The organism is Citrobacter sp. Cpo032 (assembly GCF_030332975.1).
Classification (GTDB): domain Bacteria; phylum Pseudomonadota; class Gammaproteobacteria; order Enterobacterales; family Enterobacteriaceae; genus Citrobacter; species Citrobacter portucalensis.
In genome coordinates this window covers 93,264-116,660 of the sequence record NZ_JAOWGU010000046.1, presented here as the reverse complement: position 1 = coordinate 116,660, position 23,397 = coordinate 93,264, and the positions used below count along the sequence as shown (strand labels likewise).

The following is a 23,397-nucleotide window of genomic DNA, read 5'->3' as shown; positions in this document are numbered from 1 at the left end:
ATGGATACCTGGATTTATCTTTCTCAGGGTTTCGCGGTGGCAATGACGCCGGAAAACCTGGTCATCGCCTTGATAGGCTGTTTTGTCGGCACCATTGTGGGTTTGTTGCCTGGCCTTGGGCCGATCAACGGCGTGGCGATTCTGCTGCCGTTGGCCTTTGCGCTGCATCTGCCCGCAGAATCCGCGCTGATCCTGCTGGCTACAGTCTACATTGGCTGTGAATATGGCGGGCGCATCTCCTCCATCCTGCTGAACGTGCCCGGCGATGCGGCAGCAATTATGACCGCGCTGGATGGCTACCCGATGGCGCAGCAAGGGCGCGGCGGCGTCGCGCTCTCAATCTCGGCGGTCAGCTCTTTCTTTGGTTCGCTTATCGCCATCGGGGGCATCATTCTGTTTGCCCCGGCGTTAGCCCAATGGTCGCTGGCCTTCGGTCCGGCGGAATACTTTGCCTTAATGGTTTTCGCCATTGCCTGTCTCGGCAGCATGATGGCGCAAAATCCGCTGAAATCATTTCTGGCAGCGCTTATCGGTCTCGGACTTGCGACCGTCGGCGTAGACGCCAACACCGGGGTTTATCGCTTTACTTTTGACAGTGTCCATCTCTCCGACGGTGTGCAGTTTATCGTGGTGGTGATTGGGCTGTTCTCTGTCTCTGAAATATTGTTAATGCTGGAACATACCAGCAGTGGCCAGACGCTGGTGCGTAAAACGGGCCGCATGTTGTTCAACGCCAAAGAAGGTGCACAGTGCGTAGGGGCCACCCTGCGTTCATCAGTGATTGGCTTTTTCGTCGGCGTTCTGCCTGGCGCTGGCGCCACCATTGCCAGTGCCATCACCTACATGACCGAGAAAAAGCTCAGCGGCAACAGCGACAGCTTTGGCAAGGGGGATATTCGTGGCGTAGCGGCGCCAGAAGCCGCCAATAACGCCTCGGCCTGCGGCTCTTTTATTCCGATGCTGACGCTCGGCGTGCCGGGCTCCGGTACCACGGCGGTGATGATGGGCGCGCTGACGCTGTACAACATCACCCCGGGGCCAGCCATGTTTACCGAGCAGCCGGATATCGTTTGGGGGCTGATTGCGGCGCTGCTAATTGCTAACGTAATGCTGCTGGTGATGAACATTCCGCTGATCGGTCTGTTTACCCGCATGCTGACCATCCCGCTGTGGTTTTTGGTACCGGCTATCGCGGCAGTTTCCGCGGTTGGCGTGTACGCCGTTCACAGCACCACCTTCGATTTGGTATTGATGGTCGCCCTCGGCGTGCTGGGCTACATCCTGCGTAAAATGCACTTCCCAATGTCGCCATTGATTCTGGGCTTCGTTCTCGGGGAAATGCTGGAGCAGAACCTGCGCCGGGCGTTGTCTATCAGTAACGGCAGTATGGATATTCTGTGGGCCAGCGGCGTGGCGAAAGTACTGCTGGTGATGGCGGTACTGGTTATCGTGGTCCCGCCGGTGCTGCGCATGATCCGTAAACGCAACAGCAAACCGCAGGTGGATATCGGTTAATAATATGCCGGATGGCGGCGCTATTGCGCCCTATCCGGCCTACAATTTGGCTCGGTTGTAGGCCGGATAAGTGCAACGCCATCCGGCATTTTTATTTTCCGCGCAGCCCCTGCGTTCCTTCCAGCACATGTTCAACAAACCGTGTCAGCTTAGGCAACGGACGCAAATCCTGTCGCCACAGCAAATGAATTGGCCGCGGCTGCGGCGTAAACCCTTCCAGGATCCGAATCAATTTCCCCGTAGCCAGTTCTTGCGCCAGCAGCACCTCAGGTTGCAATAACAGCCCAGCCCCCGCTACTGCCGCCATACGCAGGCCATGACCATCGTTACAGCGCAGGATCGCATCGCGCTTCCATCTGACCTCCCCCGTCACGCCAGGCAGTATCCACTCGTTTCGAGCCGTCCACACGGTATGAGACAGGCACAGATGATCCACCAGATCCGCGGGCGTCCGGGGGGTGCCATGACGAGCAAGATAATCTGGAGAAGCACAAATTGCCATACGGTAGGGACACAGGTATTTCGCCACCACGTCAGTCTGATGGATATCGCCAATGCGGATCGCCAGATCGACACCTTCATTCACCAGATCAACCATCCGGTTGGTGAGATCCAGTTCAATGCGCACCTCTGGCCAGGTCTGTAAAAACGCAGCGGCCAGCGGCGAGATCACGCAAGCGCCAAAAGAAGTGGGCGCGCTAATGCGCAGCGTCCCCGCAGGTGCCAGCCGCAGACGCTCTACCGAACGTTCGGCTATCGATACCTGCTCCAGCACGCGACGGGCTTCTTCAAAATAGACGCGTCCGGCATCGGTCAGACTCTGGCGGCGCGTATTGCGCTCCAGCAAACGCGTGCCGAGCTGCGCTTCCAGTTGGGTGATATATTTTCCCACCATCACCGCAGACATTTCGAGCCTCGTCGCCGCAGAAGTAAAGCTCCCACTCTCTACCACGGCGACAAACGTTTCCATGCCGCGCAGTTTATCCATATTACAAACCCCTGGTTAGTAATCATCTAACTTTTAGCCAGTTTATCTGATTTCATTTTCATTAAAGAATAGCGGCTCACACTATTGCGGAGGTGGTTATGAAAATCGTCATTATTGGTGCCAGTGGTACAGTGGGTCGCGCAGTTACAGAAACATTGAGCCGTAAACATGAGGTGGTCCGCGTGGGTCGCACTCAGGGTGATTACCAGGTCGATATCACCTCGCAGGAGAGTGTCGAAGCCTTGTTTGAAAAAGTCGGTCGGGTAGATGCGATCGTTTCCGCCACCGGTAATCTGTTCTTTGGGCCGCTGTCGACAATGACCGACCAGGACTTTAATCAGGGGCTTCAGGATAAGCTATTAGGCCAGATACGCCTGGCATTAACCGGGCAGCATTTCCTGAATGATGGCGGATCGATAACGTTAATTAGCGGCATTATCGCCCACGAGCCCATCGCCCAGGGGACAAACGCCGCAACGATCAATGCCGGGCTGGAAGGATTTGTTCGCGCCGCGGCCTGTGAACTGGGCCATGGTCAACGCATTAACCTGATAAGTCCGACCGTGCTGAGTGAGTCCGCCGAAGCATACGACAGTTTCTTCCCGGGCTTTGAAAGCGTGCCCGCCACCACCGTCGCCAACGCCTACCGCCGCTGTGTGGAAGGCATCCAAACCGGGCGTATTTATAAAGTTGGTTACTGACTTTGCCGCTGCCGCTGACACATCACCAACGGCAGCGTGATTAACCCACTGTTTTAAAATACTTTATCTTTTTCCTCGTATTAACCCACACCTTTCATAATGTTAAATAATTGTTGCTTTTGATCACAAATAACAAACAAACAAGCTCATTCTGTGCGCGTTTTTCAAAAATGTAGATATTTTTAATTTATGGCTACGAAACGAGCTGCGCCATATCTCCCTGACAATCTACTGAGAGGAACGATTTGATGAACGCACTGACTGCCGTAAAACCGAACGCTGAAGATCCAGCCCAGCACTACAGCGGTTTCACGCTGAAACCGTCAGCCCAATCCCCACGCCTGCTGGAGCTGACTTTTTCTGCTGAGACCACTGAGCAATTTCTGCAGGCCGTCGCACAGTGGCCGGTTCAGGCTCTGGAATACAAATCCTTCTTGCGCTTCAAAGTGGGCAAGATCCTCGACGACCTGTGCGGCAATCAGTTACAGCCCCTGCTGCTGAAAACCCTGCTCGATCGTGCCGAAGGCGCACTGCTAATCAATGCCGTTGGCGTAGACGACGTGGCGCAGGCGGAAGAGATGGTCAAGCTGGCAACGGCGGTAGCGCACCTCATCGGACGCTCTAATTTTGATGCGATGAGCGGTCAATATTACGCACGTTTTGTGGTGAAAAACGTCGATAACTCAGACAGCTATCTGCGCCAGCCTCATCGAGTGATGGAATTGCACAACGACGGAACCTACCTCGAAGAAATCACCGATTACGTGCTGATGATGAAGATCGACGAGCAGAACATGACCGGCGGTAACTCGCTGCTGCTGCACCTCGACGACTGGGAGCATCTGGAGCAGTACTTTACCCATCCTCTGGCACGTCGCGCCATGCGCTTTGCCGCACCGCCAAGCAAAAACGTCAGTCAGGAAGTGTTCCATCCGGTATTTGACGTTGACCAGCAGGGCCGCCCGGTAATGCGCTACATCGACCAGTTCGTCCAGCCAAAAGACTATGAAGAAGGCGTCTGGCTGAGCGAACTGTCCGATGCGCTGGAAACCAGCAAGAACATTATTTCCGTTCCGGTTTCAGTAGGTAAATTCCTGCTGATCAACAACCTGTTCTGGCTGCACGGGCGCGATCGTTTCACTTCGCATCCGGACTTGCGCCGCGAACTGATGCGCCAGCGTGGTTATTTTGCGTACGCGACCAACCACTACCAGACCCATCAGTAAGCGCGAAGGAAAAGCGGATGTATGATTTTGTGATTATTGGCGGCGGCATTATCGGCATGTCGACCGCCATGCAGCTGATTGATATCTATCCGGACGCCAAAATCGCGCTACTGGAAAAAGAGTCCGGCCCGGCCTGCCACCAGACGGGCCACAACAGCGGCGTCATTCATGCCGGGGTCTATTACACCCCCGGCAGCCTGAAGGCACAATTTTGCCTGGCCGGAAATCGCGCCACAAAAGCCTTTTGCGACCAAAACGGCATCCGCTACGACGTCTGCGGAAAAATGCTGGTTGCCACCTCCGCTCTGGAAATGGAGCGCATGCGCGCGCTTTGGGATCGCACCGCCGCTAACGGTCTGGAGCGCGAATGGCTGAATGCGCAGGAACTTCGCGAGCGTGAACCTAATATCACCGGACTGGGCGGCATTTTTGTCCCGTCGAGCGGGATTGTCAGCTACCGCGAAGTCACCGCCGCGATGGCGAAGATTTTCCAGGCTAAAGGCGGTGAGATTATTTACAACGCCGAGGTCAGCGCGCTGAAAGAGCATGCCGCGGGCGTAATTGTCCGTACCCGTCAGGGCCAGGAATATGAAGGCGCGACGCTGATTAGCTGTTCTGGCCTGATGGCGGACCGACTGGTAAAAATGCTCGGCGTTGAACCTGGCTTTATCATCTGTCCGTTCCGGGGCGAATATTTCCGCCTGGCGCCAGAACATAATCAGATAGTTAACCATTTGATCTACCCCATCCCCGACCCGGCGATGCCGTTTCTCGGCGTTCATCTGACCCGGATGATTGACGGCAGCGTCACCGTCGGCCCCAACGCGGTACTGGCATTTAAACGTGAAGGCTATCGTAAACGTGACTTCTCGCTCAGCGATACGCTGGAGATCCTCGGCTCTTCTGGTATTCGCCGCGTGCTGCAAAACAACCTGCGCTCAGGGCTTGGCGAAATGAAGAATTCGCTGTGCAAAAGCGGTTATCTGCGGCTGGTACAAAAGTACTGCCCGAGCCTGACGCTTAAGGATCTGCAACCGTGGCCTGCGGGCGTACGGGCACAGGCGGTATCACCTGATGGCAAGCTTATCGACGATTTTCTGTTTGTCACCACTCCACGCTCAATTCACACCTGTAACGCCCCTTCTCCGGCAGCAACGTCGGCAATCCCTATCGGCGCACATATTGTCAGCAAAGTTCATGCGCTGCTGGAGAACCAGAGTAACCCCGGACGCACGCTGCGTGCGGCACGTAGCGTGGAGACATTACACGCCGCATTTACCCGTTAAACCGATTAAGACAGGAAGCAATCATGCAACTTAACGATCCAACCTTATTTCGCCAGCAGGCACTGATCGACGGCAACTGGCGTGACGCCAACAGCGGCGAGACCATCGCGGTGACCAATCCCGCCAACGGTCAGCAATTGGGTAGCGTACCTAAAATGGGGGCAGATGAAACCCGCGAAGCGATTAACGCCGCTAACCGCGCCCTGCCGGCCTGGCGTGCGCTGACCGCCAAAGAGCGAGCCAATATCCTGCGCCGCTGGTTCAACCTGATGATTGAGCATCAGGACGATCTCGCCCGCTTGATGACCCTGGAACAGGGTAAACCGCTGGCGGAGGCCAAAGGCGAAATCACCTATGCAGCCTCATTTATTGAGTGGTTTGCCGAAGAGGGCAAACGCATCTATGGCGATACGATCCCTGGCCATCAGGCTGATAAACGCCTGATCGTCATTAAGCAGCCGATCGGCGTTACCGCCGCGATTACGCCGTGGAACTTCCCCTCAGCGATGATCACCCGTAAAGCCGGTCCGGCGCTGGCAGCAGGCTGTACGATGGTGCTTAAACCCGCCAGCCAGACCCCCTACTCCGCACTGGCGCTGGCAGAACTGGCTAATCGCGCCGGGATCCCGGCTGGCGTTTTCAGCGTGGTGACTGGTTCTGCGAGCGCGGTCGGCAACGAGCTAACAGGCAACCCGCTGGTACGCAAGCTGTCATTTACCGGCTCGACCGAAATCGGCCGTCAGTTAATGCAGCAATGCGCCAAAGACATCAAAAAAGTATCGCTGGAGCTGGGCGGCAATGCGCCGTTTATCGTCTTTGACGATGCCGATCTTGATAAAGCCGTGGAAGGCGCGCTGGCATCGAAGTTCCGTAACGCTGGTCAAACCTGCGTCTGCGCCAACCGCCTGTACGTGCAGGACGGCGTGTATGAGCGCTTTGCTGAAAAACTCCAGCAGGCGGTGAGCAAGCTGCATCTCGGCGATGGTCTGCAACCTGACGTCACCACCGGACCGCTGATCGACGAGAAAGCGGTTGCCAAAGTGCAGGAACACATCGCCGACGCTCTGGATAAAGGCGCACGCATTATCGCGGGCGGTAAACCTCATGCGCTCGGCGGTAACTTCTTCCAGCCCACCATTCTGGTAGATGTGCCTGATAACGCGAAGGTCGCCAAAGAGGAAACCTTCGGCCCGCTGGCTCCGCTGTTTCGTTTTAAAGACGAAGCTGACGTCATCGCTCAGGCCAACGACACCGAGTTTGGTCTGGCCGCCTATTTCTATGCCCGTGATTTAAGTCGCGTCTTCCGCGTTGGCGAAGCGCTGGAGTACGGCATCGTCGGGATTAACACCGGCATTATCTCCAACGAAGTCGCCCCGTTTGGGGGGATAAAAGCCTCCGGTCTTGGCCGTGAAGGATCGAAATACGGCATCGAAGACTACTTAGAAATCAAATATATGTGCATCGGCCTTTAATAAAACAAATACTGGAGAACACCTGATGAGCACCAACAAAGAACTTATGCAACGTCGCAGCAACGCCGTTCCCCGTGGCGTAGGACAGATCCACCCTATTTTTGCCGAGCGGGCAGAAAACTGTCGGGTCTGGGACGTTGAAGGCCGGGAATTCCTCGACTTTGCTGGCGGTATTGCGGTGCTGAACACCGGTCACCTGCATCCGCAGATCGTCTCTGCGGTAGAAGCGCAGTTGAAAAAGCTGTCCCATACCTGTTTCCAGGTGCTGGCCTATGAGCCGTACCTGGAGCTGTGTGAAATCATGAATAAGAAAGTGCCGGGTGATTTCGCCAAGAAAACCCTGCTGGTGACCACCGGTTCTGAAGCGGTAGAAAACGCGGTGAAAATCGCCCGCGCCGCCACCAAGCGTACGGGGACTATCGCCTTTAGCGGCGCTTACCACGGTCGTACCCACTACACCCTGTCACTGACCGGGAAAGTCAATCCGTACTCCGCCGGAATGGGGCTGATGCCGGGCCACGTGTATCGCGCGCTTTATCCTTGCCCTCTGCACGGCATCAGTGAAGATGATGCTATCGCCAGCATTCACCGCATTTTCAAAAACGATGCCGCGCCAGAAGACGTCGCCGCCATCGTGATTGAACCCGTTCAGGGCGAAGGTGGCTTTTACGCAGCCTCTCCTTCCTTTATGCAACGGCTGCGCGCCATTTGTGACGAACACGGGATCATGCTGATTGCCGATGAAGTACAGAGCGGTGCGGGCCGTACCGGTACGCTGTTTGCCATGGAGCAGATGGGCGTTGCGCCCGATCTCACCACCTTCGCCAAATCCATCGCCGGAGGCTTCCCGCTGGCGGGCGTGACCGGACGCGCCGAAGTCATGGACGCAATCCCACCGGGCGGTCTGGGCGGTACCTATGCCGGTAACCCAATTGCCTGCGCCGCCGCGCTGGCGGTACTGAACATTTTTGAACAGGAAAATCTGCTGCAAAAAGCCAACGAGCTGGGACAAACCCTGCGCGAAGGCCTGCTGGCTATCGCGGAAACCCATCGCGAGATTGGCGACGTACGCGGGCTGGGCGCGATGATTGCTATCGAACTGTTCGAAAACGGCGACCACACGAAACCAGACGCCAAACTGACTGCGGAAGTGGTGGCGCGTGCACGCGAGAAAGGACTGATCCTGCTCTCCTGCGGACCTTACTACAACGTGCTGCGCATTCTTGTCCCGCTAACCATTGAAGATGCGCAAATCCGCCAGGGGCTGGACATTATCGCCCAGTGTTTTGCCGAGGCAAAGCAGGGTTAACCCCCCGAATAAAAACGGGAAATTGTAGGCCGGATAAAGCGCAAGCGCTGCCATCCGGCAATGTTGTGATGCCCGGTGGCGCTACGCTTACCGGGCCTACGGGTAAGGTGCAGGAAGCGACGTCAATAACAATAACGAGGTTTAAAGATGGGGCAAGTGTCACAATCACATGATTTAGGGGGCGGGCTGAAATCACGCCACGTCACCATGCTGTCTATTGCCGGGGTAATCGGCGCAAGTCTGTTCGTCGGTTCAAGTGTGGCGATTGCAGAAGCCGGTCCCGCTGTATTATTAGCCTATCTGTTCGCCGGATTGCTGGTGGTGATGATTATGCGCATGCTGGCCGAAATGGCCGTTGCCACCCCGGATACCGGTTCTTTTTCCACTTACGCCGATAAGGCCATTGGCCCGTGGGCAGGTTATACCATCGGCTGGTTGTACTGGTGGTTCTGGGTGTTAGTTATCCCTCTGGAAGCGAATATCGCCGCCATCATTCTGCACTCCTGGGTACCGGGTATTCCTATCTGGCTGTTTTCTCTGGTTATCACGCTGGCGTTAACCGGCAGTAATTTGCTGAGCGTCAAAAATTACGGTGAGTTCGAGTTCTGGCTGGCGCTGTGCAAAGTGGTTGCCATTCTGGCGTTTATTACCCTCGGTGCGGCGGCGATTAGCGGTTTCTACCCTTATGCCGAGGTTAGCGGAGTTTCACGCCTGTGGGATCAGGGCGGCTTTATGCCCAACGGTTTTGGCGCCGTGATCAGCGCGATGTTAATCACCATGTTCTCCTTTATGGGCGCAGAGATAGTTACCATCGCCGCCGCCGAATCCGATACCCCGGATAAACATATCGTTCGCGCCACCAACTCGGTTATCTGGCGTATCTCTATCTTCTATCTGTGCTCTATTTTTGTGGTGGTGGCGCTGATCCCGTGGAACATGCCGGGCCTGAAAGAAGTCGGTTCTTATCGCTCGGTGCTGGAGCTACTGCATATCCCGCACGCGAAATTGATCATGGACTGCGTCATTTTACTGTCGGTGACCAGCTGTCTTAACTCCGCGCTGTATACGTCATCGCGTATGCTCTACTCCCTGAGCCGCCGTGGCGATGCGCCCGCCTTTATGGGTAAAACGAACCGCAGCAAAACGCCTTATGTGGCGGTGTTACTGTCGACAGGTGCTGCGTTCCTCACCGTCATCGTCAACTATTACGCCCCGGCCAAGGTATTTAAATTCCTGATCGACAGCTCCGGTGCCATCGCGCTGCTGGTGTATCTGGTCATTGCCGTTTCTCAACTGCGGATGCGCAAAATCCTGCTGGCGCGAGGCGGTGAAATTAAACTGAAAATGTGGCTCTATCCGTGGCTTACCTGGCTGGTCATCGCGTTTATTATCTTTGTGTTGGTGGTCATGCTGTTTCGCCCGGCCCAACAGCTGGAAGTTATCTCTACCGGGTTGTTAGCCATAGGAATTATTTGCACCGTGCCCATTATGTCACGCTGGAAAAAACTGCTATCGTGGCAAAAAGCACCATTGCAAAATACGCATTAAACCTGTTCCCGGCGCAGGCCGGGAAATCCTTTCAGGAGTATGACCATGACCGCCATTCCCCAACCGACGGCCATTGATGGATACCGCTGGCTGAAGAACGACATCATCCGCGGTGTGTATCAGCCTGATGAAAAACTGCGTATGAGTCTGCTAACCTCACGCTATGAGCTAGGCGTGGGACCGCTGCGCGAAGCGCTTTCGCAGTTAGTTGCCGAGCGGTTAGTGACGGTGGTTAATCAGAAAGGGTATCGTGTCGCCCCGATGTCAGAGCAGGAGTTGCTCGATATTTTCGATGCCCGCGCCAATATGGAAGCCATGCTGGTCGCGCTGGCCATTGAACGCGGCGACGACGCCTGGGAAGCTGAAATTCTGGCGCGCGCGCATATGCTCAGTAAGCTTGAAGCCATTGATGCCAGCGAACAGATGCTCGACGAGTGGGATCAGCGCCATCAGGCGTTTCACTCGGCGATTGTCGCCGGCTGTGGTTCACAATATCTGCTGCAAATGCGTGAACGGCTGTTCTCTCTGGCGGCGCGCTACCGGTTTATCTGGTTGCGTAAAACGGTACTGTCGGTTGAAATGCTGGAAGACAAACACGATCAGCACAAGACGCTGACCGAAGTGATTCTGGCACGTGATGCCGCGCGCGCCAGCGAATTAATGCGCCAGCACTTGCTGACGCCGATTCCGATTATTCAACAGGCTATGAGCGGTAAATTGCTGACGCAATAAGCCTGAATAATATTACTGTTCCGGAATACGTAAAACCTGCCCAGGATAGATTTTATCCGGGCTTTTCAGCATTGGTTTATTCGCTTCAAATATCTGGTTATACAGGTTGGCATTACCGTAAACCTGTTTGGCAATAGCGCTCAGGGTATCCCCTGATTTCACGGTATAAAACTGGCTTTCGCTCGCGGGTGCAGAAGTTTTAACCTGATCATCTACGCTGGCGATACCAGAGATATTACCAATCGCGATCAGAATTTTTTCTTTCGCTTCCTGACTTAATCCATCACCAGAAACAGTGGCTTTGCCTTCATTAATTTGCACGTCCACTTTATCCGCATCAGGGATGCCGGTTTTGTTCAGGTGTTCCTGCACTCTTTTTGCCAGATCGGCTGTGTCATGGTTTCCAGTGACCGCATCCCACAGTTTTTCACCTGCATCTTTTACGAAATTGAAGAGTCCCATATCCACCTCGGTAATTAACAATCAACACCCAAAAGTGTAGCAGAGGAGAAAGGGACACAAAGAAAACGGCGCCGAAGCGCCGTAGTAGAAAGGAATTAATTACGCGTCTGTATCCAGAAGGCATGGATCAAACCAGGAATGTAGCCCAGCAGCGTCAGAACGATATTGAGGATAAATGCCCAGCCGAATCCCTTCCCCAGCAGCACGCCAAGCGGGGGCAGAATAATAGTAAAAACGATTCTCCAGAAACCCATACACACTCCCTACAAGCAAAAATTAATCATTGTTTAAAAAGAGATTTTATCTCTAAGATTAATCAGTGTAGCTAACTCCTCCCGTCTCGCCCTGCTGTTTTACCCTCCTTTACGCTCTTTACGCTGGCGTACGTTGGCCGTTTATTTTAGAATATACTTAATTTAGACAATACTTAAATACATATGACTGAACTTGAACAACTCCAGGCCAGCGCTGAACAGGCTGCCGCCCTGCTAAAAGCGATGAGTAACCCGAAACGGTTGCTGATTTTGTGCATGCTCTGTGGTTCACCCGGTACCAGCGCGGGTGAGTTAGCCCGTGTTACCGGCCTTAGTCCTTCCGCCACTTCCCAGCATCTGGCGCGTATGCGTGAAGAAGGTCTGATAGAAAGCCAGCGCGATGCCCAGCGCATCCTCTACTCCATTAAAAATGCGGCCGTGAATTCGCTGATCGCCACATTAAAAACACTGTATTGCCCATAAGGAGCCATCATGACTATTGGGACGATTTCCCCACACGAGGCGCAGATACTGGTCGCGCAGGGTGCAAAACTGATTGATATCCGCGATGCTGACGAGTATCTGCACGAGCATATTCCTGAGGCACATCTGGCGCCATTACCCGCGCTTGAGCAGGGATCGCTGCCTGCGAATTTACGCGCCGAGCAGGTGATTTTTCACTGCCAGTCAGGCAAACGTACACAAAATGCAGCAACAAAACTAAGCGCCATCGCCGCACCCGCGCAGGTCTGGTTGCTGGAAGGTGGAATTGACGGCTGGAAAGCCGCAGGGTTGCCGGTGGCGAAAGACAGTTCACAACCGTTACCGCTGATGCGTCAGGTGCAGATAGCCGCAGGCAGCCTTGCCCTACTCGGCGTTATTCTGGGCTATAGCGTTAGTAGCGCCTTCTTCCTGCTGAGCGGTTTTGTGGGCGCCGGGCTGATACTCGCTGGTGTAACTGGCTTTTGCGGTATGGCGCGATTACTGGACATCATGCCCTGGAACCGACGTACTCATTAAGCGGTAATCATTGAAACAGCACTGTACCCGCCGGTTGACGTGATCTATGGTGAGTTCTGCGATAAATGATAAATAAAGGAGCGCAACAATATGTTTAAACCTGGCGATCTGGTTCAACCGCGTATGGGCGGTCCAAAACTGAAGGTTGTTGAAGTCAATGACGATCAAATTGTGGCGGTACAAGCCAGTAATGAAAGCGGTGATAAATTCACGCTGAAAGCAGCTGATGTCACGCGATATACCGAAGAGGGTGATTTCGGCGTTTGCTGAAAATAAGCGGTGAGGATCTCCTCACCGCCTTCGCAATTAGATCAAAAAGTCATCAAGAGATTTACCGGCAGCCAGCGCCAGGGCAATTGGCTTCGGTGTGCGACCTTGTCCGGTCCATGTTTTCGTTTCACCATTGAGATCGATAAAACGATATTTCGCCGGGCGCGGTTGGCGTTTTTTAACTGAACGTGTCGTCGCAGGTGTTATGCTCAGCAGCTCCTCGGGGCTGATCCCGTCTGCCTGCATCTGCGCCAGCAAGGCATTAATTTTTGCCTGCTGTTCTGCACGTTGGCGCTGTAGCTGTTCTTCTTCATCGCGCCGTTCTTTGGTCACTACCCTGAATTTTTCAAGCATATCTTCCAGTACATCAACGGAAAATTCACGAGCCATTGCACGCAGCGAGCGGATATTATTTAAGTTTTTTAACATTGAACTCATATTAACAAAACCTCTTTAACGTAAAACATAAAAACGGTATTACGCTAAATATTGTATGCAACCAATTATTATATTTCCAGTCTAATTTATTCGTTTATCATTAAACAAATAGCCAACTCTGATATTTATAGCATCCATTCTGCTATCGCCCAGACAATATATTCTATTACCCTGATTGCAGCTTTGAATATACCTGCAAGGTATCTCAGCGCGTCACTTAAGAAACAAGCCACGGCATCTCATGGAACCAACGAGTATACATATTGCACATCAGTCAACATTCAGAAAAGGAGCGCAAAAAATTCAGAAAAACAAGCAACAATAACTCTTTGATCTAAAAAGACTTTAATTAACACAGCAACGAAAACACCAAAACGAACAAAAAACAAACCATTACAGAGCATTTTATCGACAAAAAGACAATAAATAAAAATTTTCAGCTAGTTGCCAGTTATTATCCAGGCAGATATCCTATTAAAACGCGAAAGCAGCAAGACAAATCACTAGCAGTTAAGGTATTCAAAACCTTTTTTCCCCTTTTTACAAGGAGCATTAACATGTTCTCTCCGCAGTCACGCTTGCGTCATGCAGTAGCAGACACGTTCGCGATGGTTGTTTATTGTTCTGTCGTGAACATGTTGATCGAAATATTCCTTTCTGGAATGAGCTTCGAACAGTCGCTGTATTCCAGATTAGTCGCTATCCCTGTCAACATACTGATCGCGTGGCCATACGGCATGTATCGTGATTTGTTCATGCGCGCGGCCCGTAAAGCCACGCAGGCAGGATGGGCAAAAAATCTGGCGGATGTGCTGGCTTATGTCACCTTCCAGTCGCCGGTGTATGTGATTATTCTACTGACGGTTGGCGCAGACTGGCATCAGATTACGGCTGCAGTAAGTTCGAACATCGTGGTGTCAATGCTGATGGGCGCTGTCTATGGCTACTTTCTTGATTATTGCCGCCGCTTGTTTAAGGTCAGCAGCTATCATCAGGCTAAAGCCTGACACGCTTCTTCGCGACTGGCACTGCCAGTCGCGTTATTAGTTAGAATTAACGTCGCCAAACAGCCCGCTCAGATAACGTTCAAGCGCAATACGCGAGCTAAAGCCGTGCGGAATACCATAATGCTCATGAGTCTCTCCTGCTAAATACAGCGGGAATTGCTGGTAATGATCGCAAGTTTTAATATCCGTTGCCGGTTCCGCCAGCGAAGAGCTACGCTCTTTCAACGTGGGATGGATAATTAATGCGGTACGCCCCATGCGAGCTTCACGATTAACATACACATAATTTTCGCCACGCCGATAGCCGTACGTTTTCTGCGTCACTACATCAACGGTAAAGCCCACTTTTTCAAGTACGCGCGCCACCTCATCAGGTCGTAAATACATATTATTTTCCTCGTTATCTTTTACTGCGGGCTTACCTTACCTGATTCAGCATTAGCAACGCTTTCAGAAAAGTCCATAAACGAGTGAACACGATGAGACGAATATCTTAAGTAACGTACAGATTTATGTCAGCGCCAACCTCAGTTGGTAGGCCGCCTGTTGCGCCATTTCCGCCGAGCTGATATTAGTAAATGACAGCAATATTCCCCCCTTTCCTTCTGACGTTATTCGCCAGCGGCTTAGCGCCTGAACCGCTAACCCGGCCTGATTCGCTTTGCGCACCAGCGCAGTATCATCTCCGTCTACACTCATCACCAGTTGAATCCCACCTTCCTGAGGAATGACGCTAAATCCTTGTTCGGTCAGGGCGTTTTCCATCCATTGTCGTCGTTCGGCATAATGCTGTCGCATACGTTTTAAGTGTCGCCAGAAGTGGCCGTCTCGCATGAAATCCGCCAGCGTTTGCTGCCATAGAACCGGGACGCTACAGGCCGTTAGCGCCGCTTGTTGGCGAAAGCGTTCAACCTGGGTCAGAGGCACCACCAGCCATGCCGTACGCAAAGCCGGAAACATCGATTTGCTGAACGTTCCGGCATAAATCACCCGCTGAGGCGCATCCAGACTTTTTAGCGGCGGCAACGGCTTACCGTGGTAACGAAATTCACTGTCATAGTCATCTTCGATTACCCACGCCTGCGCACGAGTCGCCCACTCCAGCAACTGGTGGCGACGGTCCAAAGACAGTGCTACCCCCAGAGGGCTTTGATGAGCGGGAGTGAGCAGTACAAAACGCGCCTGCGGGTAGTCGCGGATCCCGGCGCTGACATCCAGACCATCGGCATCCACCACTACCGGCATCAACTCAATGCGTTCCTGAGCCACCACGGGCCGGATCAGCGGAAAACCGGGATCTTCGACCCACATTCCCTCACCGGGATGCGCCAGAGCGCGCAGGATTAACGTCATTGATGCCGCATAGCCTGAAGTGATAAAAATCTGCTCTGGCTGGCATTCAATGCTGCGTGAAACGCGCAGATAATCAACAATTGCCTGGCGTAACACCCGTTCGCCACATACATCGCCCACCGCCAGATCAAAACGCGTTTGGGTGCGTAAACGCCGTCCCATCACCCGTGCCCAGACTTCACGCGGAAAAAGATCGAGTGCGGGTAATCCCATCTGAAAAGGTTGCGGTCTGGGATTTTCTCCGGCGAAGATGGCAGGCGATGCAGGCGCCCTTTCTGGTCGCAGTTGCTCACTGACAAACGTCCCTGCCTGTCCACGCCGCGCGAGCCAGCCCTGCGCCACCAGCTCGGCATAGGCATTTTCCACCGTCGAGCGTGATACTCCCAGCTCCTGGGCCCAGGTCCGGCTGGAGGGCAATCTGGTACCAGGCTTGAGTTCGCCTTTCTCAATTGCGTTTTTTAACTGACGGGCGATTTGCTGATAACGTGGCATTTATGGTCTGCTTTTTTGGCAACAATATGGCTCTCTGTTGCAGTCCATTATAGTGCTACATTGCGGGTCATCCAAACGAGGAGAAATACCATGACAATGTTACGCCAGCCCTATTACGAACTCAGTCCTGAAATCTATAACGCTCTGGTTCAGGCAAGCCAAGCGCTGGAAAACTGCGCGCTGGAACCTACGTTGACGGAGCTGATTTACCTGCGGGTCTCGCAAATCAACGGCTGCGCCTTTTGTCTGGAAATGCACAGTAAAGCACTGCGCAAATCCGGTGTTGCGCAGGCCAAACTGGACGCACTGGCAGGCTGGCGGGTGAGTCACCACTTCAGCGAACGGGAACGTGCGGCGCTGGCGTGGGCCGAATCGGTCACCCAGATTGCCACTACTCACGCCGAAGATGACGTTTATCTGCCGCTGCTAGACCATTTCAGCGCGAAAGAAATTAGCGACCTGACATTTGCCATTAGCCTGATGAACTGCTTTAACCGTCTGGCGGTGGGGATGCGCATGTGATTTTGCGCTGCCGGATGGCGGCATAAATGCCTTATCCGGCCTACGTTGTGCTCTCCTGTTGCCCGTAGGCCCGATAAGCTTAGCGCCATCGGGCAATTTATAACCACCCGTTAGCCTTCCCCCGCCACGCTCATCACCCCGCTCATCATCAATCTAAAATTCCCATATCTTGTATGGTTGAATCTTTTTAAAACTACATCTAGTATCTTTCCTATCAGGACACACACAACCCGACGCCCTCTATAGCGCCGATCCTTTATTTTTAAATGGAAATACGAATCATGAGTATTATTATTTACACTCGCAATAACTGTGTTCAGTGCCACGCCACCAAACGGGCAATGGAAAGCCGTGGTTTTGACTTTGAGATGGTAAACGTCGATTTACAACCCGATTTGGCTGATAGCCTGCGCAATCAAGGGTTTCGCCAGCTACCGGTCGTGGTCGCGGGTGAAACCAGTTGGTCAGGGTTTCGCCCGGACATGATCAACCGTCTGCATCCGGAACACCGTGTGGCCAGCGCATGAGTCAGCTCGTCTACTTCTCCAGCAGCTCCGAAAATACGCACCGCTTTATGCAGCGTCTGAGGCTGCCAGCCATCCGCATTCCGCTTAACGAACGCGAGCGGATCCGGGTAGACGAACCTTACATATTAATCGTGCCATCCTACGGCGGTGGCGGCACTGCTGGCGCGGTCCCAAGACAGGTGATCCGCTTTTTAAACGATACGCACAACCGGGCGTTAATCCGTGGGGTGATCGCCTCCGGCAATCGTAATTTCGGTGACGCCTACGGTCGCGCGGGTGATGTCATCTCACAAAAATGCGGCGTGCCGTGGCTCTATCGCTTTGAGCTGATGGGCACCCAAGGCGATATCGACAACGTTCGAAAAGGAGTGAGCGAATTTTGGCAACGACAACCGCAGAACGTGTAATGCAGCCAACGCTGGATTATCACGCCCTGAACGCCATGCTAAATCTGTACGATAAAGCCGGGCGCATTCAGTTCGACAAAGACCATCAGGCGGTGGAGGCTTTCTTTGCCGCCCACGTCCGCCCAAACTCGGTGGCGTTTGCCAGCCAGCAGGAGCGCCTGGAAACGTTGGTGGATGAAGGCTATTACGATGCCAGCGTGTTAGCCCGCTACAATCGCGCGTTCGTGCTGAAGCTATTCACCCACGCCCACGCCAGCGGATTCCGTTTCCAGACGTTCCTCGGCGCATGGAAGTTCTACACCAGCTATACGCTGAAAACGTTCGACGGTAAGCGCTATCTCGAAGACTTTGAGGATCGGGTCACGATGGTGGCGCTCACGCTGGCGCAGGGAGATGAAACGCTCGCGATGCAGCTGACCGATGAAATGCTCTCCGGGCGCTTTCAGCCCGCCACACCAACCTTTTTAAACTGCGGCAAACAGCAACGCGGTGAGCTGGTCTCCTGCTTCCTGTTACGCATTGAAGACAACATGGAGTCTATTGGTCGGGCCGTCAACTCTGCGCTGCAACTTTCCAAGCGCGGTGGCGGCGTGGCGTTTTTGCTCTCTAACCTGCGCGAAGCAGGTGCGCCGATTAAACGCATTGAGAATCAGTCCTCCGGCGTAATCCCGGTCATGAAAATGCTGGAAGATGCGTTTTCTTATGCCAATCAACTCGGCGCGCGTCAGGGTGCGGGCGCAGTGTACCTGCACGCACACCATCCGGATATTTTACGTTTTCTGGATACCAAACGTGAAAACGCCGACGAGAAAATCCGTATCAAAACCCTGTCGCTTGGCGTGGTGATCCCGGATATCACCTTTAAGCTGGCCAAAGAGAATGCCGACATGGCGCTGTTCTCACCCTATGACGTGGAACGCATTTACGGCAAAGCGTTCGGCGATATCGCCGTCAGTGAACGCTATGACGAACTGCTTGCCGACGAACGTGTGCGTAAAAAATACATTAACGCCCGCGATTTCTTCCAGCGGCTGGCCGAGATCCAGTTTGAATCTGGCTATCCTTACATCATGTTTGAAGATACGGTGAATCGCGCCAATCCAATTGCCGGTCGGATCAATATGAGCAACCTGTGCTCGGAGATTTTGCAGGTTAACAGTGCCTCCACCTACGATGAAAATCTCAATTACGCGCAGACCGGGCACGATATTTCCTGCAATCTCGGCTCGTTGAACATTGCCCATACTATGGATTCACCCGACTTTGGTCGTACCGTGGAAACGGCGGTTCGTGGCTTAACCGCCGTTTCGGACATGAGCCATATCCGCAGCGTGCCCTCGATTGAGGCCGGGAACAACGCATCGCACGCAATTGGTCTTGGGCAGATGAATCTGCACGGGTATCTGGCGCGGGAAGGGATCGCCTACGGTTCGCCGGAAGGGCTGGATTTCACCAATATCTACTTTTACACCATCACCTGGCATGCGCTGAATACGTCAATGAAGATCGCCCGCGAGCGCGGCCAAACCTTTGCCGGATTCAAACAGTCGCGCTACGCCAGCGGTGAGTATTTTAAGCAGTATCTGCAGGGCGACTGGCAGCCAAAAACCGACAAGGTTCGCGTCCTGTTTGCCGCCAGCGGCATTACGCTGCCGACGCGCGAGATGTGGTCACAGCTGCGTGAAGATGTGATGCACTACGGCATTTATAACCAGAATTTACAGGCGGTTCCCCCCACCGGTTCTATCTCCTACATCAATCATGCCACGTCAAGCATTCACCCGATCGTGTCGAAAGTGGAGATTCGCAAAGAGGGCAAAACCGGGCGCGTTTACTACCCTGCCCCATTTATGACCAATGAGAATCTGGCCTTGTATCAGGATGCCTACGAGATTGGTCCACAAAAAATCATTGATACCTACGCAGAAGCAACGCGCCATGTCGATCAGGGGCTTTCACTGACGCTCTTTTTCCCCGATACCGCCACCACGCGCGATATCAATAAAGCGCAGATTTACGCCTGGCGTAAGGGCATCAAATCCCTGTACTACATCCGACTACGCCAGCTGGCGCTGGAAGGCACCGAAATCGAAGGCTGCGTGTCATGCGCGCTGTAAGGAGGAGAAAATGACATTATCCCGCGTGAGCGCCATCAACTGGAACAAGATTGAAGATGATAAAGATCTTGAGGTATGGAACCGTCTGACCAGTAACTTCTGGCTCCCGGAAAAGGTCCCGCTCTCCAATGACATTCCGGCCTGGCAAACGTTGAACACTGCCGAACAGCAGTTAACCATCCGAGTTTTTACCGGGCTGACGCTGCTCGACACCATTCAGAATGTTGCCGGAGCACCAGCGTTAATGGCTGATTCGTTAACGCCGCATGAAGAGGCGGTGCTGTCGAATATCAGCTTTATGGAGGCGGTGCACGCCCGTTCATACAGCTCAATATTCTCCACCCTTTGCCAGACCAAAGACGTGGATGCAGCCTACGCCTGGAGTGAAGAAAATACCCCACTCCAGCGCAAAGCGCAGATCGTTTTGACACATTACGCCAGCGACGAACCGTTGAAGAAAAAAATAGCCAGCGTGTTTCTGGAATCCTTCCTCTTCTATTCTGGCTTCTGGTTACCGATGTATTTCTCCAGCCGCGGTAAACTGACCAATACCGCCGATCTCATTCGTCTGATCATTCGTGATGAAGCGGTTCATGGGTATTACATTGGTTATAAATATCAAAAAGGTCTGGAGCATATTTCCGAATCCGCACGCGAGGAGTTAAAGAATTTTGCCTTTGACCTGCTGATGGAATTGTATGATAACGAAGCGCGTTATACGGAAGAGTTGTATGCAGAAACCGGCTGGGTGGATGACGTCAAAGCCTTCCTTTGTTACAACGCCAATAAGGCATTAATGAATTTGGGATATGAGGCGCTATTTCCGCCTGAAATGGCGGAAGTTAACCCGGCAATCCTTGCCGCACTGTCGCCCAACGCTGATGAAAACCACGATTTCTTCTCGGGCTCCGGCTCATCTTATGTGATGGGAAAAGCGGTCGAAACCGAAGATGACGACTGGAATTTCTAGCGCTCATTTTCGCGGGAAATACCGTACATTTTTCGCGGAAATATTTTAACAGGATCACACTTTTGTCGTGCAAATATAATTGTGTGATCTACACTCAATATCAGCCGCATTATTCGCCTGCATTCCAGCAATTCAGGCGATTTTTCATTGCCATTTACAAAAAATATTACCCCGTTCACATTCGCGCTCAGCCCTTATATCACGGGAAGTCCCGCCACTTGGCCTTTGGCAATATTCATGCCACAACCAAATTCAGGGTTGTCTCAGATTCTCAGTATGTTAGGGTAGAAAAAGGTCACTATTTCCATCAGGTAATATATCGATATAAACAAATAACAGGAATCATTCTATTGCATGGCAATTAAATTAGAAGTTAAAAATCTCTATAAGATATTTGGAGAGCATCCCCAGAGAGCCTTCAAATATATTGAAAAAGGACTTTCAAAAGAGCAGATTCTGGATAAAACGGGGCTATCGCTTGGCGTTAAGAACGCCAGTCTGGCCATTGAAGAAGGCGAGATATTTGTCATCATGGGATTATCCGGTTCGGGTAAATCCACAATGGTACGCCTTCTCAATCGCCTGATTGAACCCACCCGCGGACAGGTATTGATTGACGGCGTAGACATCGCCCGGATATCCGATGCTGAGCTTCGCGAGGTGCGCAGAAAAAAGATTGCGATGGTGTTCCAGTCCTTTGCCCTGATGCCGCACATGACGGTTCTCGACAATACGGCATTCGGCATGGAATTAGCCGGTGTTGGTGCGGATGAACGTCGTGAAAAAGCGTTAGATGCACTGCGTCAGGTTGGTCTGGAGAATTATGCTCACGGCTACCCGGATGAACTTTCCGGGGGGATGCGCCAGCGTGTAGGCCTCGCCCGCGCATTAGCCATTAACCCTGACATCTTATTAATGGATGAGGCCTTCTCAGCCCTCGATCCATTAATTCGTACTGAGATGCAGGATGAACTGGTAAAACTACAGGCGAAGCATCAACGCACCGTGGTCTTTATATCGCATGACCTCGACGAAGCCATGCGTATTGGCGACAGAATTGCCATTATGCAAAACGGTGAAGTGGTCCAGGTCGGCACGCCAGATGAAATCCTGAATAATCCGGCCAATGATTATGTACGCACCTTCTTCCGTGGCGTCGATATTAGCCAGGTCTTTAGCGCGAAAGATATTTCACGCCGTAGTCCCGAAGGTTTGATTCGTAAAAACCCCGGGGTGGGTCCACGTTCTGCGCTGCAATTATTGCAGGACAAAGATCGCGAATATGGTTACGTGATCGAACGCGGCAATAAATTCGTTGGCGTTGTCTCTATCGACTCATTAAAAACAGCGTTAAGTCAGGCGCAAGGTATTGAAGCGGCATTGATCGATGAGCCGTTAGCCGTAGATGCACAAACCCCTCTCAGCGAGTTGCTTTCTCATGTCGGTCAGGCCCCGTGCGCGGTGCCGGTTGTAGATGAGGAACAGCAGTATGTGGGCGTCATTTCAAAACGCATGCTGTTACAGGCTTTAGATCGTGAGGGGGTAAACAATGGCTGATCAAACTAATCCGTGGGACACCACACCAGCGGCCGACAGTGCCGCACAAAATGCTGATGCCTGGAGTACGCCATCAGGCGCACCCACTGACGGTGGTGGCGCGGACTGGCTGACCAGCGCACCCGCGCCGGCACCAGAGCATTTCAATATTATGGATCCGTTCCATAAAACGCTGATCCCGCTGGACAGTTGGGTCACAGAGGGGATCGACTGGGTCGTTACCCATTTCCGTCCGGTCTTCCAGGGCATTCGTGTCCCGGTGGATTACATTCTCAACGGCTTTCAACAGCTGCTGTTAGGTATGCCAGCCCCGGTAGCGATTATCCTGTTCGCGCTGATTGCCTGGCAGATTTCCGGCGTGGGGATGGGCGTTGCTACGCTGATTTCCTTAATTGCCATCGGTGCCATCGGCGCGTGGTCGCAGGCCATGATAACCCTGGCGCTGGTGTTGACCGCGCTGCTGTTCTGCGTGGTTATCGGTCTGCCGATGGGGATCTGGTTGGCGCGCAGTCCACGGGCAGCAAAAATTGTTCGCCCGCTGCTGGACGCCATGCAAACCACACCCGCGTTTGTCTATCTGGTGCCAATTGTCATGCTGTTCGGTATTGGTAACGTCCCGGGCGTAGTGGTGACGATTATCTTCGCCCTGCCGCCAATCGTGCGTCTGACTATTCTGGGGATTAACCAGGTGCCAGCCGATCTGATTGAAGCCTCGCGCTCGTTTGGCGCCAGCCCGCGTCAGATGCTGTTTAAAGTGCAGCTCCCGCTGGCAATGCCCACCATTATGGCTGGGGTTAACCAGACGCTGATGCTGGCGCTCTCAATGGTCGTCATCGCATCGATGATTGCCGTCGGCGGACTGGGCCAGATGGTTCTGCGCGGAATCGGTCGTCTGGATATGGGGCTTGCCACCGTCGGCGGGGTTGGGATTGTGATCCTCGCTATCATTCTCGACCGCCTGACGCAGGCCGTCGGTCGCGACTCGCGTAGTCGTGGCAACCGTCGCTGGTACACCACCGGTCCCATTGGGCTTTTCACTCGCCCTTTCACGAAGTAATTCACCCGTTGCCCGGTGGCGCTGTGCTTACCGGGCCTACAATTCATTAACTTACACAAAATCATTCAAGTTGCATCGCGGCGGCAAACGAATGTATCCCCAGGAGCGTACAAGTAGTACGTGACTGGGGTGCATGAGTGCAGCCAACAAAGAGGCAGCTTGAAGGA

General features: G+C 53.2%; 25 protein-coding genes. 19 read left to right on the top strand and 6 right to left on the bottom strand.

Going from position 1 to position 23,397, the window contains the following annotated elements; genetic code table 11:
• Nucleotides 1–1,515, top strand: coding sequence for a tripartite tricarboxylate transporter permease (locus OGY33_RS15875; protein WP_003826025.1), 1,515 nt, complete (start codon nucleotides 1–3; stop codon nucleotides 1,513–1,515).
• A 91-nt stretch (nucleotides 1,516–1,606) separates the two neighbouring features.
• Here OGY33_RS15875 and OGY33_RS15870 read toward each other — a convergent pair whose 3' ends face one another.
• A complete protein-coding gene (locus OGY33_RS15870) occupies nucleotides 1,607–2,503 on the bottom strand; it encodes a LysR substrate-binding domain-containing protein (RefSeq protein WP_032944682.1) in 897 nt (298 codons plus the stop codon).
• Nucleotides 2,504–2,601: 98 nt separating this feature from the next.
• Here OGY33_RS15870 and OGY33_RS15865 point away from each other — a divergent pair, with 98 nt between their 5' ends.
• The 7 genes from OGY33_RS15865 (at nucleotide 2,602) to csiR (ending at nucleotide 10,777) form a co-directional block, all read left to right on the top strand.
• Complete coding sequence (locus OGY33_RS15865) at nucleotides 2,602–3,204, top strand: short chain dehydrogenase (protein ID WP_191238196.1); 603 nt, start codon at nucleotides 2,602–2,604, stop codon at nucleotides 3,202–3,204.
• 248 nt (nucleotides 3,205–3,452) lie between these two features.
• Nucleotides 3,453–4,430 carry a glutarate dioxygenase GlaH gene (gene glaH, locus OGY33_RS15860; RefSeq protein WP_103014804.1) on the top strand — a complete coding sequence of 326 codons (978 nt, stop codon included), beginning with the start codon at nucleotides 3,453–3,455 and terminating at the stop codon, nucleotides 4,428–4,430.
• Nucleotides 4,431–4,447: 17 nt separating this feature from the next.
• Complete coding sequence (gene lhgD, locus OGY33_RS15855) at nucleotides 4,448–5,716, top strand: L-2-hydroxyglutarate dehydrogenase (protein ID WP_191238195.1); 1,269 nt, start codon at nucleotides 4,448–4,450, stop codon at nucleotides 5,714–5,716.
• Between the two features lie 23 nt (nucleotides 5,717–5,739).
• Nucleotides 5,740–7,188 (top strand): NADP-dependent succinate-semialdehyde dehydrogenase, encoded by a 1,449-nt coding sequence (gene gabD, locus OGY33_RS15850; protein WP_032944689.1) that lies wholly within the window; start codon nucleotides 5,740–5,742, stop codon nucleotides 7,186–7,188.
• A gap of 25 nt (nucleotides 7,189–7,213) precedes the next feature.
• The gene (gene gabT / locus OGY33_RS15845; RefSeq protein ID WP_008785600.1) at nucleotides 7,214–8,497 is read left to right on the top strand and encodes a 4-aminobutyrate--2-oxoglutarate transaminase; all 1,284 of its coding nucleotides are present in this window, start codon (nucleotides 7,214–7,216) and stop codon (nucleotides 8,495–8,497) included.
• A 147-nt stretch (nucleotides 8,498–8,644) separates the two neighbouring features.
• On the top strand, nucleotides 8,645–10,045 hold the full coding sequence (gene gabP, locus OGY33_RS15840) for a GABA permease (RefSeq protein WP_032944690.1): 1,401 nt from the start codon (nucleotides 8,645–8,647) through the stop codon (nucleotides 10,043–10,045).
• Nucleotides 10,046–10,090: 45 nt separating this feature from the next.
• Nucleotides 10,091–10,777: a DNA-binding transcriptional regulator CsiR gene (csiR, locus tag OGY33_RS15835; protein ID WP_048225222.1), complete on the top strand. Its 687-nt coding sequence runs from the start codon at nucleotides 10,091–10,093 to the stop codon at nucleotides 10,775–10,777.
• Nucleotides 10,778–10,789: 12 nt separating this feature from the next.
• Here the strand turns inward: csiR and lysM are convergent, their stop codons facing one another.
• Nucleotides 10,790–11,239 carry a peptidoglycan-binding protein LysM gene (gene lysM / locus OGY33_RS15830; RefSeq protein ID WP_048215704.1) on the bottom strand — a complete coding sequence of 150 codons (450 nt, stop codon included), beginning with the start codon at nucleotides 11,237–11,239 and terminating at the stop codon, nucleotides 10,790–10,792.
• 95 nt (nucleotides 11,240–11,334) lie between these two features.
• Nucleotides 11,335–11,493, bottom strand: a complete 159-nt coding sequence (locus OGY33_RS15825; protein WP_003037242.1) for a YqaE/Pmp3 family membrane protein — start codon at nucleotides 11,491–11,493, stop codon at nucleotides 11,335–11,337.
• Between the two features lie 183 nt (nucleotides 11,494–11,676).
• On the opposite strand from OGY33_RS15825, the gene OGY33_RS15820 reads away from it, so the two are divergent.
• The 3 genes from OGY33_RS15820 (at nucleotide 11,677) to OGY33_RS15810 (ending at nucleotide 12,783) form a co-directional block, all read left to right on the top strand.
• Complete coding sequence (locus OGY33_RS15820; RefSeq protein ID WP_003037247.1) at nucleotides 11,677–11,976, top strand: ArsR/SmtB family transcription factor; 300 nt, start codon at nucleotides 11,677–11,679, stop codon at nucleotides 11,974–11,976.
• A gap of 9 nt (nucleotides 11,977–11,985) precedes the next feature.
• Complete coding sequence (locus OGY33_RS15815) at nucleotides 11,986–12,513, top strand: rhodanese family protein (protein WP_191238194.1); 528 nt, start codon at nucleotides 11,986–11,988, stop codon at nucleotides 12,511–12,513.
• A 90-nt stretch (nucleotides 12,514–12,603) separates the two neighbouring features.
• Nucleotides 12,604–12,783: a GDFGVC terminal motif YodC-like protein gene (locus OGY33_RS15810; RefSeq protein WP_003825999.1), complete on the top strand. Its 180-nt coding sequence runs from the start codon at nucleotides 12,604–12,606 to the stop codon at nucleotides 12,781–12,783.
• A gap of 36 nt (nucleotides 12,784–12,819) precedes the next feature.
• Here OGY33_RS15810 and stpA read toward each other — a convergent pair whose 3' ends face one another.
• The gene (gene stpA, locus OGY33_RS15805) at nucleotides 12,820–13,221 is read right to left on the bottom strand and encodes a DNA-binding protein StpA (RefSeq protein ID WP_191238193.1); all 402 of its coding nucleotides are present in this window, start codon (nucleotides 13,219–13,221) and stop codon (nucleotides 12,820–12,822) included.
• A gap of 557 nt (nucleotides 13,222–13,778) precedes the next feature.
• On the opposite strand from stpA, the gene alaE reads away from it, so the two are divergent.
• Nucleotides 13,779–14,228: an L-alanine exporter AlaE gene (gene alaE / locus OGY33_RS15800; RefSeq protein ID WP_003037259.1), complete on the top strand. Its 450-nt coding sequence runs from the start codon at nucleotides 13,779–13,781 to the stop codon at nucleotides 14,226–14,228.
• A gap of 36 nt (nucleotides 14,229–14,264) precedes the next feature.
• On the opposite strand, the gene OGY33_RS15795 is transcribed toward alaE, so the two are convergent.
• On the bottom strand, nucleotides 14,265–14,615 hold the full coding sequence (locus OGY33_RS15795) for a DUF2002 family protein (protein WP_003037262.1): 351 nt from the start codon (nucleotides 14,613–14,615) through the stop codon (nucleotides 14,265–14,267).
• 123 nt (nucleotides 14,616–14,738) lie between these two features.
• Nucleotides 14,739–16,073, bottom strand: coding sequence for a MocR-like pyridoxine biosynthesis transcription factor PdxR (pdxR, locus tag OGY33_RS15790; protein WP_048215702.1), 1,335 nt, complete (start codon nucleotides 16,071–16,073; stop codon nucleotides 14,739–14,741).
• A gap of 90 nt (nucleotides 16,074–16,163) precedes the next feature.
• On the opposite strand from pdxR, the gene OGY33_RS15785 reads away from it, so the two are divergent.
• From OGY33_RS15785 to proW, 7 genes are all read left to right on the top strand, one after another.
• Nucleotides 16,164–16,595 carry a carboxymuconolactone decarboxylase family protein gene (locus OGY33_RS15785; protein ID WP_149608172.1) on the top strand — a complete coding sequence of 144 codons (432 nt, stop codon included), beginning with the start codon at nucleotides 16,164–16,166 and terminating at the stop codon, nucleotides 16,593–16,595.
• Nucleotides 16,596–16,876: 281 nt separating this feature from the next.
• Nucleotides 16,877–17,122 (top strand): glutaredoxin-like protein NrdH, encoded by a 246-nt coding sequence (nrdH, locus tag OGY33_RS15780; protein ID WP_191238192.1) that lies wholly within the window; start codon nucleotides 16,877–16,879, stop codon nucleotides 17,120–17,122.
• Nucleotides 17,119–17,529, top strand: a complete 411-nt coding sequence (nrdI, locus tag OGY33_RS15775; RefSeq protein ID WP_191238191.1) for a class Ib ribonucleoside-diphosphate reductase assembly flavoprotein NrdI — start codon at nucleotides 17,119–17,121, stop codon at nucleotides 17,527–17,529. Before nrdH ends, nrdI begins: the two co-directional genes overlap by 4 nt.
• Nucleotides 17,502–19,646 (top strand): class 1b ribonucleoside-diphosphate reductase subunit alpha, encoded by a 2,145-nt coding sequence (gene nrdE / locus OGY33_RS15770; protein ID WP_191238190.1) that lies wholly within the window; start codon nucleotides 17,502–17,504, stop codon nucleotides 19,644–19,646. Before nrdI ends, nrdE begins: the two co-directional genes overlap by 28 nt.
• A gap of 10 nt (nucleotides 19,647–19,656) precedes the next feature.
• The gene (nrdF, locus tag OGY33_RS15765) at nucleotides 19,657–20,616 is read left to right on the top strand and encodes a class 1b ribonucleoside-diphosphate reductase subunit beta (RefSeq protein WP_103014810.1); all 960 of its coding nucleotides are present in this window, start codon (nucleotides 19,657–19,659) and stop codon (nucleotides 20,614–20,616) included.
• Nucleotides 20,617–20,970: 354 nt separating this feature from the next.
• Nucleotides 20,971–22,173 (top strand): glycine betaine/L-proline ABC transporter ATP-binding protein ProV, encoded by a 1,203-nt coding sequence (proV, locus tag OGY33_RS15760; RefSeq protein ID WP_003825980.1) that lies wholly within the window; start codon nucleotides 20,971–20,973, stop codon nucleotides 22,171–22,173.
• Nucleotides 22,166–23,230, top strand: coding sequence for a glycine betaine/L-proline ABC transporter permease ProW (gene proW / locus OGY33_RS15755; protein ID WP_191238189.1), 1,065 nt, complete (start codon nucleotides 22,166–22,168; stop codon nucleotides 23,228–23,230). Before proV ends, proW begins: the two co-directional genes overlap by 8 nt.
• Nucleotides 23,231–23,397 lie beyond the last annotated feature (167 nt).